Origin of the sequence: Sphingobacterium multivorum, from assembly GCF_900457465.1 — a bacterium.
Lineage (GTDB): Bacteria > Bacteroidota > Bacteroidia > Sphingobacteriales > Sphingobacteriaceae > Sphingobacterium > Sphingobacterium multivorum.
The window spans coordinates 400,709-417,903 of sequence record NZ_UAUU01000002.1; the positions used below are offsets into that span (position 1 = coordinate 400,709).

The window sequence follows — 17,195 nt, forward strand, 5'->3', positions numbered from 1 at the left end:
TTCATTTCTATTTATTGAATCTTCAAAGCGAAAGTGGATACGGGTGTTCCAATTTCATTTTGAAGATTTGCTCTACTGAATGGTTCGAATCCATACAGGATTTTGGTGATTTGGAAATTCGGTTTAACGATCTCGATGGTATTATCTGATAGGATATTTGCGTTTACATTGAAAATCCGTCCTTTATTGTCCATCAGCTGAAACCCTCTTACCGCTGTATTTTCCTGAGTTTTTAATTTTTTACATTGATCAAATATCAATACCAGCTTATCCTCATGAAATGCACAACTGACCGGCTCAGGATGATCGGCATTCAGTTCAACGTTATAAAAGTGTTTCTGCACTAAATTTGCCAAGCGCTGGCCTACTGTAATCTTTTCACGGGGATGTACATCCAAAGAATCACCTACATCGAGCGTTACGGCCATGTATGTACCTTTAATACCCTTCTCCAATAAGCGTTGTGCGTTTCTAAAATCTCCCCATGAAGGCCTGTCTATACTTGAGAGCTGCGCGAAGAAAAAGGGCAGTTCTTGGTGAAAATTCTTCCGCCAGGAAGAAACCAATGTTTTAAAAAGACGTTCGTAAAGTTCTATATTATGCGCATTGCTTTCACCTTGATACCACAGTATTCCTTTCAACCCGGTGTTTAACCATTTGCTGACGCCAGCTTCAAAATTGTAAGCTGGTTGATACGGATGACGTTGATTTTTCACGTTCGAACCAGCGAGATTCTGACCCGCACGTTCCCGACAGAACTCCTGCACAAAATCAGATTTTTGCCAGTTATGAATATAAGAAGCCAGCAAATCATCGTTTTCCAATGATTTACGGTCAATCCACGATTCGGTATTGGATCCACCGACAGACAGATCAATAATGCCAATAGGAATATGTTGCTCATTGGCAATCTGTTCGGCAAATGAATAAGCAACTGCAGAGAACTGTGCTGCTTCATCTTCATTCGCTTGCCTCCAGCTGCCGTTGAAATAGGCCAAATCGTTTACTTCCCTTAAGGTTACGGTATCCCATGCAACGGCATTGGTCTCCACAAGGTTGCGGCACTTAAAAAGGCGCAGATTGTGGAGTCTACCGGCATTTCTGATCAACGGATCACTGTTTGTGGCACGGCGAAGTTGAAAAGCCATATTCGATTGTCCCGAAGCGAGATATACATCGCCAAAAAGAATATTTTTCAACACTACTTTCTGTTTGCCAGAACTTACTTCGATGTCATAAGGTCCCCCAGCTTCCATTTTGGGTAACTTGATTTCCCAGGAACCATCAGGATTGACCTTAGTCTTATAGCTTTTCTTATTGAAAACGATGTTGATCTCAGCGGCAGCAGTGCCCTTACCAAAGATGCTATTCTCCCAATTACGCTGGAGCACCATATCCGAACCGATGGTTTCGGCCACTTGTAGTTTTTGGCTAAGAGGTACCAGTGCATTAGCCACCTGTCTCGCAATCATTGTTGCTCCTTGCTTATTTGGATGCAAGTAGTCGTCGAAAAGATCTATTCGATACCGAAGCGGGGTGTTGAGATCAATCAGTCCGACTTGATTATTTTGAGCAATCTGAGGAATCAATTCCTGAATCTGGTTGTACCAATCGCGGGTTCCTGAGAGAAAACGCGGATGACCGCTAAAGATAGGCGTCAATCGACAGATGTAAATTTGCATTTTGGGATTAACGGATCGTATGGAATCAATCAAATCCGCGTAATCTGATGCAAAGGAGTATTTATAATTTGGCCAGTTTCTCGGATCGGTATCATTGAGTCCCAAATGTATAATGGCAACATCGGGTTTAAAATCCAAGGCCTTCTTGTATTCCTCTGTTTTAAAGTAAGGTCTATGCCCCTTACGTAAAAGAGTGGCTCCTGAATGGCCAAAATTCCGTACTTCAAACCGCTGGCCCAACAATGACTGAAGCTGCCCTGGATAAGAATCCAGCCTAGGATTGCCGAGGCCATAACCAAAGGTTACGGAGTTACCAATACAAGCTACCTTTGTCCGGGGCTGTCCCAAGGAAATTAAGATGGAAAGGATCAAACAAAAAAGTAGGCCTCCTTTTTTTGAAATACTGATAAGCATTATGTGGATGAAGGGTTTCATATTCATGATCTATTCATTCAGGATATAGCTGCGGTTACTTTTCCAGTGTTTTCGGTTTAAGAAATAGGATTTGCAAGAGAAGTGCTAACAGTACCGCAGCCCCCAATAATGCAAAACCTAACCCAAAATGGCCTTCATCCTTAAATCTTCCCAGCCATTGTGTGATGACAGCTCCAGCAAATACACCTACCATATTCATAAAGCCATAAGCGGTTGCCCGCAAATTTTTGGGAACAACCTGACAAAGAATAGGCATATTGTTGGCATCGAAAATACCAAAGCCAATTCCAAAACAGACTGCCGCCCCCACAACTGCAGGTAAGGTCTGACCTAACCCTAAAAACAATAAAGCCGGTATAGTCAGTCCAAGGCCAATGGCACTGGTATAGATGCGACCGCGGATATGTTTTTGCACCCATCGGTCACTGAGTATTCCGCCGACGATAACCCCGATAAAGGATGAGATCGCAATTGTGATTGTCGACAATGGACCTGCGCTGGCCATTGGAATATTTAGGCTATCTGCAAACAATGTTGGCAGCCAATTTTTGATGGCCCAACCCGGTAAGCTTGGAGCGGCGAAATAAAACAATAGAATCCAGAATGCTACATTGGAAAATAGCAGCAGTAAGCTTTTAAAGAGGGGTAATTGATCTTCTGAAGTACGCTCATCAGTTGACGGTTCGTGCTTCTTCTCCAGGAGCAAGACTGCAAGTAGGAGGGCATAACATATTCCGATAATTCCAAACCAATGAAAAGCAGTATGCCATCCTTTTGAAGCGGCTAATGTTGCACCAAAACCGCCTAAAGCCTGCCCCGTATAGAGTCCTGTCATATGTAGCCCAATGGCCAGCGATCGATTCTTTCCAGTATGGTAATCGGCGATCAAGGAAAGGGCTGTCGGGATATACAGCGCTTCACTAAACCCCATAATAGCCCGTAGTACCAATAGTGTTGTGTAATCGTGCGCCATCCCCATACCATAAGTTACCGCTGACCAAACAAAAAGACTGCCTACGATCAGCCATTTTCTATTGCTACGATCGGCAACGATACCCGCTATCGGACTCATAAGACCATAGATGTAAAGAAACACGGCCATCAATACACCAAAAGTCTCAGCACGCTGCAATTGTGGAATATCGACCTGCATGGCTTCGCGCATAGTTGATAGCATCTGCCGGTCCATATAATTCAGCAGGGCTACCCCCCAAAGGAGTGCTACAACGAGCCACGGGTAAAAAGATTTATGTCGTAAAGAAGAGATCATCTTAAGCTTTATCAGGGTTATATGAATTTTTTATATCTTATTTTTTCAATCCTATTTATTAGAAAATGTTGCTACTAAAATCTCAGGAGTACGAACGCCTGCCTTAATTTCGCCGCTAGGCAAAATGATCATGTCGTCCCAGACCACCGCTGTCGTGGTCACCGGCCCATCCGATGGCAGATCCGCCATCCGGCTCCATTTTTTAAGATTCAAATCATAGCGCCATATTGCTCTACCGAAACCAGGATGATTGATTTGCAATTTGTTTTTAGCATCAATAAGTTGCTGTCTCTTCGATGGATTCGCTTCCTTTTTAGCGTCAAAGATCAACGATTCCACCCGATGGAAGGTATCACCCCGATCTGCGCCCAGCAACCATATTCCTTGGTCGGGTAATAAACATGCGGTTCCTGCCGCAGCAGGAAAAGGAATGTCTGCCTGTTTAGACCAGGTACGACCATCATCGGTAGAGCACCATAATTCATGGTATAACGTTGAAGGGCTCTCAGGATGAGCCTTTCTTCCACCCAGTAGATAAAGATTATTTTGGCTATCAGACAACAATTGTAAATGGGAGACGGCATAGGGTAATTTTCCCACACAGCCCCATCCTTTTTCAAGATGCGCCAGATCCAATTGCAACACTTGGTCCGATACCGTATCCTGCTTTTCACCACCGACGATGACGAGTTTATTCCCATGAACTACCGCTCCCATATTGGCAAGCGGAAATGGGAGATCCGGAAAGTCTGACACCGAAATTTTCTTGTTAGAGCCATCGTATTTAATTAGTCGACAAGCGGCTGTTTTTCCTTCAGGAGTCTCTCCACCGATAACCAGCAATCCATCGGGTAGACTCAGGCTGGCAGCGTATGCAACCGCCATAGAAAGACTATCCTGCGCTGCTAAACGTAGTCTTACCCCTTCTTTTCTGTAAATAAATACTTCTTTTTGGATCTCTTTCGCACCGCCTTCCCAGGGTGGTAAATGCGGGAAATTCGCTCCACCGGCAATCAGAAGACAATCGCCTGTGACACCAGCTATTGGTCCTGCCAAACCAATATGCGCCTTTCCATCTTGCATAGCCGGCAACGTAATGCCTTTATGCCATTCCAATTGACCGACTTGCGCATCAACAGCTCCTGTAAACAGTATTCCCACGATAACTCCCATCCAATGTTGTTTTGTCATATCTATTTATTGTTGAACATACTCGCCAAGCTATTCTTAGTTATCTCCTGAGGGAAACACGTTAGCCCACAAGAACAAGTGAGCTAACTTAATGTGCGCAAAAACCCTGAAAGCCAACTTTTACCGCATCTTCCGTAAACAGTTCAAACTGCTCAACAGACATATTTTTCACGGGCAGTCTAAATGCTCCGCAGTCAAGCCCAATTAATTTCATATACGCTTTCCCTACTGAAATACCACCATACTTCCCTAACAACGTGATCATATCGATAGATTGCTGCTGCAAAGCATTAGCTTTTTCAAGCTCTCCCTTATCATAAGCCTCCATAAGTGCAAGGTATAAAGGTGCTGCGTAGTTATAGGTACTTCCGACCGCTCCTTTGTTACCTAATACCAAAGCGGACAGCATATTCTCATCTCTTCCCCATAACATATCATACTTGCGATCTGCATAATTCATACAGCTTAGAAAATCCATAAAATCTTCGTGTGTATATTTGATTCCCTTAAAATTGGGTATCACCCCATCAATCTGCTTCAACAGGTCGATCATCTGGAAATTTCCGCCGGTCAATACAGGAATATGATAATAATAGAAAGCCGTATTCGGTGCCGCTCGTGCAATTTCCACGCAACATTTTGCCAATTGATCCACATTAGCAGGTTTGAAATAAGATGGTGCAGTAAATGACACGACATCGACCCCTGCTTGCTCGGCCAGCCTAGCCAATTGTTGGCATTCTCTGATATTCGTTCCGCCCAGAAGCATCATGAGTGTAAATGCATCATCCTCTTTTGTCAATCTGGCCCAAGCTGTCATCACTGCAACTTTTTCCTCAAAAGTCAACGACACCCCTTCTCCGGTAGAGCCACAAATAAAGGCTCCCGTGACGCGGTTGCGCTTTAACATCGCATAGTATTGCGGAATCAGCTCAAGATTCAATTCTCCGTTTTCATCGAAAGGAGTAAATGGCGCTGCAATTAATCCTGAGATTTTTTGATTTAGCATATGGTATTTTATATAAAAAGTTAACAATATCCTGTCTCAGACCTTCGCGTGGGATTGAGACAGGATATTCGTTTTTAGGTTCCCTTATAACCTGGATTTTGCTGATCATTTAATTTGGGATCTACAGTAAGTGTCCCCAAGTCTATTGGCCATAAGATTTTATGTTTCTGACCATCAATATTGTTCAATACGCCGACTAAGTTCAAATCTTTACGAAACACCAATGGTTTTCCAGCAGAATCCTGCATGCGTCGCAAATCGAACCATCGCTTGCCCTCGGACACAAATTCCTTTGTACGTTCATAGAAGATCGCTAATTCGTTTGCCTCAAAACTGCTATTTATAAACAAAGGTGCTTTTCCAGCGTATGCCCGATTACGTACAGCCATGATTTCAGCAGTTGGATCCTCTCCCAATTTATTCTTAATTTCCGCCAACAATAAATAGGCTTCCGATAGACGATAAACAGGATAATCATCAGAATAGTTACGAACGCCGTCTATCAAAGTTCCCAAGAATTTTCTAAATACTATAGCAGATGTATTTCCTTTATTAAAATTAAGGAATGTTGCATTTGCCCTCGTATCAGCCTTTTCATATAATCTGTAGAGGTCCATTTTATACTCGTAACGGATCAAACCCGTGGATCCAGCCTGAAGAGGATCTTTTGGAATTGCCTGCCCATTATCATCTACATAGCCTGTGATATCATCACTTGCCGCATAAATGAAATTACTGAAAAATGAAGTCGCTTCTCCATTTAGATAACGAAGTACAAAGATCATTTCAGCATTACCTTTCATCGCTGGTACACTGGCAGATTTAAAGGCCTCTGCAAAATTGCTGACAAGCGTATATTTAGGAATTACTTCTTCTATAGCGGCTTTTGCAAGTTTTAATTCCGCAAGACTATTCTCTGGGGCCTTTCCATCCACATCAACTTTGGCCGACCATAAATATACCTCCGTTTTTAACATTTTTGTTGCCGCCAAAGACCATTGTGCTTTTTGATTTTTAGTCTCGTAGTTTCCTGAAAACGATTTTTCCGATTTATCAACTTCCGATTTGATAAAGTCTAAGGTTTCTTTTTCCGTTTCTGTTCGCGCCTTATATGCTTCTTCTGCCGAGGTCGGGGTATTAATTGCTGCTTGTGGTTCTGTCACCAAAGGCACCCGGCCATAAGTTCTAAACAAATAGAAATAATAAAAAGCACGCAGTCCGTAGGCTTGCCCCAAATAGTAGCCCTTTTGCAGATCTGTCAAATAATCGGCTTTCTCAACCTGATAAATAAAATTGTTTACCTGAAAAATTGGCGCGTACAATCCAGCCCAGCCCGATATGCCAGGAGAACTTTCACGAATATCCTGTGTAATTATCCCTGCTGAGTTCAATGATGCTGTTCCTGTAAAACTGGTACCATCTCTTAAGGCTCCCCCACGCAGTTCACCCAAATTCCATAAGTTTTGCTGTTGTCCACGTAACTGGGTGTGGAGTCCCAACATAGCACCAGCAACCTGCTCGTTGCTTTTCCAGAAACTGCCGCTGGCAAAGTAATCCTCGGGACTAAGGTCTAAGTCAATTTCTTTGCAAGAAGAAAACAGAAAAACTGCAAGACCTATATATATAAATATCTTTTTCATAATTTGGAATTAAAATGTTAATTGAAGCCCAAGTATAAATGTTTTAGGAAGAGGGTATCCGCCTCCATTTTGTCCCACACTTCCACTTTCAGGGGAGAACAATGTATTTTTTGACCAATAGTGTAAATTTTGGCCTGTGGCGGAGATGCTTAAATCTTCCATTTTTAATCGGTTAGCAATGGATTTAGGCAAGCGATAAGAGACATTAATCTCTCTAAATGCCAGATAATTTCCTTTATTATAAAACATGCTACTTTCCCGACTCGTATTATTTTTAAATAATTGATCTGCCCAATAATAAGTGGGATATTTTGCATTTGGATTTTCAGGTGTCCATGTATCAAATACACTTGTTGTCGTATTGAATGTTCCCTGCATCATTCCAAGAAACCAGGCTCTCGGTCCGTCATAAGCAACATAGCCCAATGCGTAATCAAAACGGGTACTCAAGTTAATATTCTTCCAGCGCAAAGCTGCACCAAATCCGCCCGTCCATCTCGGCACTGTATTTCCCATATACACCCTATCATAAGAATTGATTATACCATCTCCGTTTACATCCTTCCACATAACATCGCCTAAAGCTAATGGATAGTATAAATTCTTCTCACTACTGGACAACGCATTATAGACATCCGGATGTACCAATGTACGTGCACCGATCAGATCCTTCAATTGCAAGGCATAGCTATCCAACTGTTCTTTTGTCCGAATGATCCCGATGGCTTCATAAGCATAAGCAACATTCGGGTCTTGCCCCTCCTGATTGCCTCCTACCCAAATGAGTTCTTTGGATTTTGGATCATAAACCTGTAAACCGCCTTGTCTGTTATTTTCAACGCCATTAAAAGGCAATTTTAAGATCTTGTTCTTATTATACGCCGTATTCCAATTAAAGCTTAGATCCCAATCTTTCCTTCTCAGCATTTGATAATTCACCCCAATTTCGACTCCCTGATTCTGCATATCACCATTGTTGGTCGTAATTGTAGTAAAACCGGCTGAAGCTGGTAATGATAAACTTGCAATCTTATCTTTAGTCGTCCGATGATAATAGGCAAGACTCAAATCAATCTTATTTAAGATTCTGGATTCAAGTCCGACTTCTTTTGTAATCAAACTCTCCCATTTGAGGTTTGGAATTGAAAGCGTGGACATGGTGTACCCCACTTGCCCATCATACTTGTTTGTGCCATATGAACCTTGAAGTGTATAAGATCCGATTCCACTGACATTACCGTTCCCTCCATAACTAGCGCGTAATTTTAACGTATTTACGACTTTATCAGTGCCTAAATAATCCTTCAGGAAATCTTCACGGTGTAGAGCCCAACCGACTGAAACTCCAGGAAAGGTTCCCCATCGATTATTTAGTAATGTCGAATAACCATCTCTACGTGCAGTCAATGTCAAAAGGTATTTTTCTTTATAGTCATAGTTTACTCGTCCAAAATAGGACATGATACGTTGTCGATCATGGTATGAATCGATACTTCTTTTATTGGCCTCTGGACTCGTTAATCCAAGATCCATAAAGTCGTCTGTTGGAGCTCCACTTCCCGCAGCTGTAAATCCATTGTTATACGTATCAAAAAATTCCGACCCCAACATCGCGTCAATATGATGCGAACTCGCGATTTCAGTTCTGTAATTTAAGACTGCGTTATAGGTTTGATTATATATTTTATCATAGGAAGCCGAGGAATTTCTTGTGCGAACATAATTTCCTGGGCTGGCTATATAATCCTTATTAAAGGACTCCGAAGTAGACTGGTTAAAAAACCAGTTTCCACTGACGCGTAAGCTAAGATTCTCCAAAAAATTAATTGTAAAAGCTTGGGTAAGCGTAAGCTTCTGATTTAGATTTTTACGAATGAACTTATCATCATTTACCAGAGGGTTCCCATCTTGATAATCACGACCAACGAGCAGATCTCCATTGGCATTTGTACCACGCATTGTTGGAGGGGCCCCCAGTGCCCGCGTCATATAGTTTCCTTCTCCGTTAATAGCGTCACGCCATTTCGTATACGCGAAATTCACCCCTGACAATGAATGTAGCCAAGGTTTAACTTTATATTCGCCATTTAACACAAAAGTTGTACGATCATAAAAAGTATTGATTGGCATCCCTTTCTCGTTATACTTCCCCACACTTCCATAATATTTACCTTTATCGTTCCCACCTTGTAATGCGATATTATAATCTTGCGTCAAACTAGCATCACGAAGTGCATATTTAGCATAATCAAAATCTTTAAAAATTAGTTCTTTTCCAGTTACAGGATCAATCATGGTCTGCCATCCCTGTTGCAACAATTCACGATTGGTATCATCGAGCAACATGGTACTCCACACGGCATTGCTGGTAAGATTACCATCTAGGATATTTCCTTTATCATCCTTATATTTATTCCCCGTACCAAAGGGGCCCACACTCGTTAATTGATTCAATTGGGACGGTTGATATTGCCCAGATACCTGAACACCTTTTCTACTCCAGTTTAAGTAATCTTTGGCACTTAGGAAATCAAAAGGGTTGTTCAATTTATTGACACCAACTTTAGACGACAATGTAATATTGGAAACACCTTCTTTTCCCCTTTTTGTGGTTATCAATATCACACCGTTTGCAGCCCTAGCACCATAAATTGCTGTAGCAGAAGCATCTTTTAAGACATCTATCGATTCAATGTCATTTTGATTAATGTCATTAAATCCATTTCTAATCAAGCCGTCAACAATAACCAATGGCGTGCCACCGCCGCCATACGTAGTCCCACCTCGAAGCACAACCGTGGGTACAGCTCCCGGTCTTCCTGAAGTTTGCTGCACTCGAATACCCGGTATCGTACCCGCTAAAGCAGAAGCTGGGTTCGAGCGAACTCCAGTTTCAAGCACTTTTTTATCCAAGCTGCTTACAGACCCCGTTAAATTCGACTTCTTCATTTTTCCATACCCCACCACCACGACTTCATCCATTTGCTCAACCTTGGACTCGAGTTTGATATCCAATTGATTTAATTGCCCAACTTTCACTTCATATGGTCTATACCCCGTAGACGTGATGATTAATACGGTATTGGGATTCGTGCTGATCGAGAATGTTCCATCAGCGTTTGTCTGCAAAGATTGGCTGGACCCTTTGACTTTTACAGTCACATTGCCAAGCAATTCCCCTGTCTTTGCATCGGTAATTTTACCCCGCACGGCATGGTCTTGTGCTTGCGCTAAGAGCATGTTGCCCATCAAAATAGACAGGCTGAGAAGGGTTCGTAATTTTAGGTTTGAATACATATTGGTTTGTATTAAGTATTACATATATGCAAATATATAAATTACAAAATGTAAAAAACAAATTTTAATTAAATTATGTATAACATATTAATCACATTTATTAATTATCTTTGCCTTAACGCGCCTAATGCGCTATTATGTAATATATATGGAACCGAATTCTTCGCTCATAGAACATCTGAATACAATTGATACTTCTTCTCTTGTAGATCGTGCCGAAAAAGAAATCATCAATCTTTTTGTCAATCAAGGCTTAAAGGTTGGAGATGCTTTACCTAAGGAAATTGAGCTGGCAGAAACCCTTGGCGTAAGTCGTACGGTGGTTCGCGAAGCCATGTTGCGGTTGCGTATGGTCGGATTGATCGAGTCCAAAAAACATCGCGGAGCTGTTTTAACGAGTCCAGATCTTATAAAACCCCTACGCAAATCACTTTATCCGACCATTATGGAAAACAAGACCTTACAGGATCTTTTTGAAATGCGTATGGTTCTGGAGATAGGTATGGCGGATATTCTCTTTGAACATATACAAGAAAAGGACATTGAGGAATTGGAAGCGATCGTTGCAAAAGAACCTATAGATGCAGATAATACTATTTTCGACATTGAAACTGAAATTGCCTTCCATGGTAAGCTTTACGAAATAACTGGAAATACGATTCTCAAAGACTTTCAGAACATGCTTTTACCTGTTTTTCAGTATGTGCACAGCAGTGGCTTACTGACCAGTCCCAGCTCCTCGAAAAGCTTTATCTCACACCGAGGCCTAGTAGATATATTGAAGGTGGGCAATGCTGAGGTGTTTCGAAATGCCATGCGCAAGCATCTTGATAATCATTATCAGCGCCTCTTTTTATATAAGAAATCTATTGGATAATCTGTTTAACAGGATTGATTCACTTTACTATAGAAAGACCCGATTATATGATTGGGCTTTAAGCGTCTACTAAAGCGAAGAGTATACACTTAATATTGCCTTAAATCCCATAATTGTCCTATAAAAAAGATCTGATCTATCCTTTATTCTCATTGTAATCCGAATCAATACATAGCGGCAATGCTATGAAAAAGTAAATTCACTCATTTAATTATTTTATGTAATACATAATAATCATTATCTTAGTCAGCATTATAATGCTTCGCTAAAGCTATACTATTTCAAATCGCATAGCTTAAAAAAGCTTGATTCATTCAATTTAAACCGAAAACAAAATGAAAGTCAGGATCTTTTTATTTGCTGTAATCGCAACATTTCTGCATAAAAATACATTTGCACAAAAAAAGCCCAATATCATTATCATTATTTCCGATGATCATGCCTATCAGGCAATAGGCGCCTATGGTTCGAAATATGGAAAAACACCACAGATAGATCGCATCGCTGCTCAGGGTGCTCTATTTAAAAATGCGTTTGTAAACAATTCCATCTGCGGACCATCCCGGGCTACATTATTGACGGGCAAGTACAGCCATAAAAATGGATTCAAAGACAATGAAACTTCTGAATTCGACTTTAGCCAAGATCTTTTTGTGAAACAGCTCCAAAACGTAGGTTACAATACCGCTTGGGTGGGTAAAATTCACTTAGGAGACAAACTTCAAGGCTTCAACTATTATGATATTCTTGTTGGTCAGGGAACCTATTTTAATCCGGATTTTATCAGCAAAGAGGGCCGCAAACGCACTGAAGGGTATGTATCCGATATCGTAACCGAAAAAGCAATTGATTGGTTAGATACCGTAGATGCTGAGAAGCCATTTTGTCTAATCATCGGTCACAAAGCTACACACCGTACCTGGATGCCGGATCCAAAGGACTTTGGGAGCTATGATTCTGTAAATTTCACCTTACCGGCTACTTTCTATGACAATTACCGAAGTAGGCCGGCAGCAGCATTGCAGGAAATGTCCATTGACAAGGACATGAAAATGGGCTACGATCTCAAAATGTTCAATTCGTTGGAAGACATGATGGCCGACGGTAATTTCAAGCGGATGAACCAAGCTCAAAAGGACAGCTATATCGCCTATTACCGTCCTATTTATGAACAGTTGAAACAGGGTAATTTGACAGGAAAACAGCTCGCTGAATGGAAATTTAGACGATATATGATTGATTATCTCAATACTGCCCAATCCATGGACCGCAACATCGGGAAAGTATTGGATTATTTAGATCGAAAATCCCTCGCTGAAAATACAATTGTGATCTATCTTTCAGACCAAGGTTTTTATATGGGTGAACACGGTTGGTTCGATAAACGTTGGATGTATGAGGAGTCTTTTCGTACACCAATGGTCATGCGGTACCCAGCCCTATTACATGCAAAATCAACAATAAACGCTAAAATTGTCAACGCCGATATCGCTCCCACGTTATTGGAATTAGCTGCAATCAAAAAACCGAAAGACATGCAAGGTGAATCTTTTGTGCATGTCCTGAAAAATAACAAAGAGGAACATCGGAAAGATCTGTTCTATCATTATTTCGAAAATGGCGAACATGCCGTGAGCCCCCATTTTGGTGTTCGTGATGATCGGTATAAATTGATCCGCTATTATAAACGGATCGAAAATTGGGAACTCTTTGACCTTCAAAAGGATCCCAATGAACTCCATAATGTCTACAAGGATCCTGCCTATCAAAGCGTCGTCAAACGGATGAAAAAGAAACTTATCACGCAAATGCGCCAATTTGATGACAAAGAAGCAGAAGCAATTTACAAAATCAACATCGACCAATAATGCCATGAGGGTATCCGATCTACTGGATACCCTCATTTTAATACTATACCCTTCTTCAAATTGCTTATCGAAATGCTAGCTATATCGTGAAGCACAATATAATCATCGCAAAAAAGATTGCCCTTCAAACAAATATTGTAACAAATAAAATCCGCAATCGATTGTTTTTTTTTTTTTTTTTAAATAAATTTTCATTTATAGTATAAAATTCATTTCTTTAATATTGTATTAAAATGATTTACATTTAATCATTTTGACCCTCAATATAGCCAAGATATACGTACTTAAATTTTATGAAAATTTACTTATTTTTAATTTTATTACTAACCACAACTATAGTTATAGGCCAATCGAAGGGAAAAGTTCTCGGGACGGTATTTTCTCAAAACGCGGAACCATTAGAAAAAGCAACTGTAACGATTCTCAATTCAAAAGACTCTTCCGTGGTTTCCTATCTCCTTACTGATACAAAAGGTAAGTTTGAATTTGTTAAAATTCAAACAGGCACCGCACTAACACTTTTTATTTCACATGTCAATGCAAATCCCTTTCGTCAAGAATTCAATATTCCTAACGGAGAAAATTATGATTTCACTCTATTAAAGCTCGATTCCAAAAGTCTCGATGAAGTAGTCGTCAATATCGTTCCCCCCGTGCGGATGAATAAAGATACGTTAGAATATAACACCAACTTCTTCAAAACTCGCCCCAATGTCAACGTAGAGGAATTGCTCAAAGAACTACCTGGTCTGCAGGTCAATATGGATGGTTCGATTTACTATCAAGGAAAAGAGGTTTCAAAAGTAAAAGTAAATGACAAGGATTTCTTTTCGAGTGATCTCCGTATTGCTACACGAAACCTGGACGCTTCGCTTATTAAAACTGTACAGGTGTACCGTGATAAGGGTGAAACAAAAAAGGATAATGAAGACGAAGATAAACTGCCGATCACGATTAATTTAAAATTTAAGAAAGATTCGCTCAGAGCGAGCTTCGGTAAGCTCTATGGCAGTGCCGGTACCAGGAGTAGATATGAGGCTGGCGGTTTATTCAATACATTTAAGGATACACTCCAGCTGAGTTTAATCGGTTTCGGAAATAACATTAACCGCCAAAGTTTTGACTACAATGAATTGAACCAAGAAGCTGGGCTTGGTCGTTCCGAAAATTATGGTTTTGATAATTTTGGAGGTAGAAACTATTCAGGTAAAGCCAACGATATAGGCTTAGGATTTAACCTCAACAATGACTGGGGAAAGAAAACCAAGTTGAATATCATGTATATGCTGAAATATAATAAAGCCGAAAATCAGAATACAGGCAATCAAATTTCTTTATTCGACCAGGAAAAACAATATTCAGAATCCAATTACCAACAACAGGAGAGATCTGTAGGGCATAATATCAAAACCCTGCTCCGTCATCGCATGGACACCACAGCCTACTTTGAATTTACACCGAGTTTGGGTATCAATACAAAAAACAGCTCAACCTTAGGAAGGAACCGCTCCTATACGGATCTCAAAAAACTAAATGACGCAACAGGTACAGGAGGAAATAATGAAAATACACTAAACTATTCACATGGTTTCTATATCGAAAAACAACTCCATAAAAATCATATTGTATCGTTTAGAAATACGGTTTCCATCCATACCAATGAAAAGACCGACAGCTCTTTCCAGCTTACCAATATTTACGATACAGCGAATCCTCAAACTAGTCTATGGCATAAAAACCTAACACAAAATAATTCCAACAATCTCTATTTTAGTGCTGCCTATTACAATAAAACTATTAAAAAACTCAACTTTGATTATTATTTTACCTATGTCACCAACCGGCAGGGACCACAGGAGAGTGTGTACATCAACCGCGACAGTACTGGAGAAGTACATGCTGCTCCCTATGAAAATAGTTACCGTTACAAATACCAGGATTATATTACGGGGATTATATTTTACTGGAGACCAACCAAAGATTTCAACGTAAAATTTGGAACAGCCTATCAAGTAAAGGCAAATCATTTTGATTTACTTAAAATCAATTCGGTCGAGAAATCATCTTTAGGCTACTGGCTTCCCAATATTAACATCCGTTATAAAGATCTAAACCTCGGCTGGTACAAAGATCTCGAGTCTCCCGAACTCTACGGAATTCAACAGCTCGTCATGGATCTAAATCCATTGTACACGCGAAAGACATCTTTTATATTCAACAATATCGAAAAACAGAATGTTAGTATATCGTACTATAAGTATACCTCGAAATTGCAGTTTAATGTCAATGGGAATATCAATTATGTCAATAACAGCATCGGGAGCCGTAGCTGGCGAAACAACAATACAGGACAAATGACCACCCAGATGTTTCTCGCTGGCTCAAAATATAACTATAGTGCCTATACTTACCTGATATACAACCTAAAAGCTAATAAAAATTGGTCATTCTATCTATCGCAAAACAACAATATCTACACCTATGAAAATTATAGTTCCATCAATGATGTTGATAATAAAGGGACCAATATAGGGATTAATGCCAGCCAACAATTTTCCGCCACGTGGAAAAACCTGGTGACGATATCACCACAGTACACTTATTCTTGGAACAAAAACATAAATTCGGTAAAAGATAACCCCGACTTTATTGAATCAACCTATTCTACACATAAAATTGGCGCAGGATTGAATATTAATCCGATCCACGAGTTTTCATTGGAATCTACCTACTCGCTAGATAACCGGGCCAGCGGATTGAGTGGAAGAAAAAACTACCATATCTTAAATGCTTCAGTCTATTACACATTGAAAAACAATTCACAGCTAAAATTGACTGGCTTTGACATATTGAATCAGAATACCCAAAATTATTGGGGCAGTCAGGGCAACAGGACGTATTTTGGAAATTCACTAACATTAAAACAATATTTTATGGTAGGTTATATTCACAAGTTTAATATTGTCAAAACAAAGAAATAGATCAGGTAAAGAGCTGAAGCTTGTTCATAACAACGATAAAAATAATCATTACAATCTTTCAATATTCGATATCTTACTTTTCATTTCTTCAAGTTCAGCTCGTGATAAACGTTGCTTTTCAGAATAGCTATCTGCATGTTGCTCGCGCAATTTGCGTAGGCCCTTTCGGCTATCCGCTTCATAATCGTTTAGGTCAAAGGTAACAGAGTCTTTCGTTAAATTGGCGATGCGATAAAGCGTACGCATGGTTTTTCCATCTTTTGTATAGGAAACCTCATACACATCGCCAACCTTTGGATCTTTCAGGTATTTTTCCTTCTTTTTTGCGCCGGAAATTCCTGCTATAACAATAGCGGATACAAAAAGTCCAATCAGAACTAAGCCCGCAAAATATCCAATAGGTGTTTTACGGATAGTTCCCGAGGATATGGACTGAAGTGTTTGTGGGTCGATTTCACGTTGATAACTTAGCTTTTTGCAATGGGTACACATGGTAATAATCTCCGAGGCATATGGAAATAGGGGTATCCAAAAAATATGAATGTACTTCACTTGTCTGTATGCAAAAAGAGACTGAGCAGTACCACAATATGCACAGTTGCCAATCGCCGATTGCGATCTGTTAGCTAATACCTTTGTTCTTGTGCCAAAAATAATCATTGCGTTATACGTTTTATTACATGGAATGGCTGAACAAGAATGTTGCCCTTTCCTATTTAAGAATACAAAGATTTACAATTCGTGCGTCGCCGTTTATGAATCGTATCCGCCAATCAATATTCTGATAGGCAACATATTGCATAGAATATATGAAGGTATTCCGGAAAGAAAACGAACTTGATTATTTAGCCTCCCCGCTCCTTTAACGACCACATCTCATCATTCTGACTCAAAAATTACAAAAAACAAAAAAACAAAGTATAGTTATCAGGTAGATTTTATATA

10 protein-coding genes are annotated in these 17,195 nt (G+C 40.1%); 3 read left to right on the forward strand and 7 right to left on the reverse strand.

The features are described 5' to 3' along the window. Nucleotides 1–11: 11 nt before the first annotated feature. From DTA23_RS01915 to DTA23_RS01940, 6 genes are all read right to left on the reverse strand, one after another. The gene (locus DTA23_RS01915) at nt 12–2,096 is read right to left on the reverse strand and encodes a GDSL-type esterase/lipase family protein (protein ID WP_172462293.1); all 2,085 of its coding nucleotides are present in this window, start codon (nt 2,094–2,096) and stop codon (nt 12–14) included. A gap of 55 nt (nt 2,097–2,151) precedes the next feature. After that, complete coding sequence (locus tag DTA23_RS01920; protein WP_112373676.1) at nt 2,152–3,387, reverse strand: MFS transporter; 1,236 nt, start codon at nt 3,385–3,387, stop codon at nt 2,152–2,154. A 51-nt stretch (nt 3,388–3,438) separates the two neighbouring features. Further along, on the reverse strand, nt 3,439–4,578 hold the full coding sequence (locus DTA23_RS01925) for a hypothetical protein (protein ID WP_112373677.1): 1,140 nt from the start codon (nt 4,576–4,578) through the stop codon (nt 3,439–3,441). A gap of 88 nt (nt 4,579–4,666) precedes the next feature. Then, complete coding sequence (locus DTA23_RS01930; RefSeq protein ID WP_112373678.1) at nt 4,667–5,587, reverse strand: dihydrodipicolinate synthase family protein; 921 nt, start codon at nt 5,585–5,587, stop codon at nt 4,667–4,669. A gap of 74 nt (nt 5,588–5,661) precedes the next feature. After that, on the reverse strand, nt 5,662–7,227 hold the full coding sequence (locus DTA23_RS01935; RefSeq protein ID WP_112373679.1) for a RagB/SusD family nutrient uptake outer membrane protein: 1,566 nt from the start codon (nt 7,225–7,227) through the stop codon (nt 5,662–5,664). 9 nt (nt 7,228–7,236) lie between these two features. Then, the gene (locus DTA23_RS01940) at nt 7,237–10,524 is read right to left on the reverse strand and encodes a SusC/RagA family TonB-linked outer membrane protein (RefSeq protein ID WP_070564845.1); all 3,288 of its coding nucleotides are present in this window, start codon (nt 10,522–10,524) and stop codon (nt 7,237–7,239) included. A 148-nt stretch (nt 10,525–10,672) separates the two neighbouring features. Between DTA23_RS01940 and DTA23_RS01945 the strand changes: the two genes are divergently transcribed. From DTA23_RS01945 to DTA23_RS01955, 3 genes are all read left to right on the forward strand, one after another. Continuing rightward, on the forward strand, nt 10,673–11,401 hold the full coding sequence (locus DTA23_RS01945) for a FadR/GntR family transcriptional regulator (RefSeq protein WP_112373680.1): 729 nt from the start codon (nt 10,673–10,675) through the stop codon (nt 11,399–11,401). 335 nt (nt 11,402–11,736) lie between these two features. Then, nucleotides 11,737–13,269 carry a sulfatase family protein gene (locus tag DTA23_RS01950; protein WP_112373681.1) on the forward strand — a complete coding sequence of 511 codons (1,533 nt, stop codon included), beginning with the start codon at nt 11,737–11,739 and terminating at the stop codon, nt 13,267–13,269. A gap of 293 nt (nt 13,270–13,562) precedes the next feature. Beyond that, nucleotides 13,563–16,250 (forward strand): carboxypeptidase-like regulatory domain-containing protein, encoded by a 2,688-nt coding sequence (locus DTA23_RS01955; RefSeq protein ID WP_112373682.1) that lies wholly within the window; start codon nt 13,563–13,565, stop codon nt 16,248–16,250. Nucleotides 16,251–16,298: 48 nt separating this feature from the next. Here the strand turns inward: DTA23_RS01955 and DTA23_RS01960 are convergent, their stop codons facing one another. Then, entirely contained in the window at nt 16,299–16,910 is a 612-nt protein-coding gene (locus DTA23_RS01960) for a zinc ribbon domain-containing protein (protein ID WP_112373683.1), read from the reverse strand. Nucleotides 16,911–17,195: the final 285 nt, after the last annotated feature.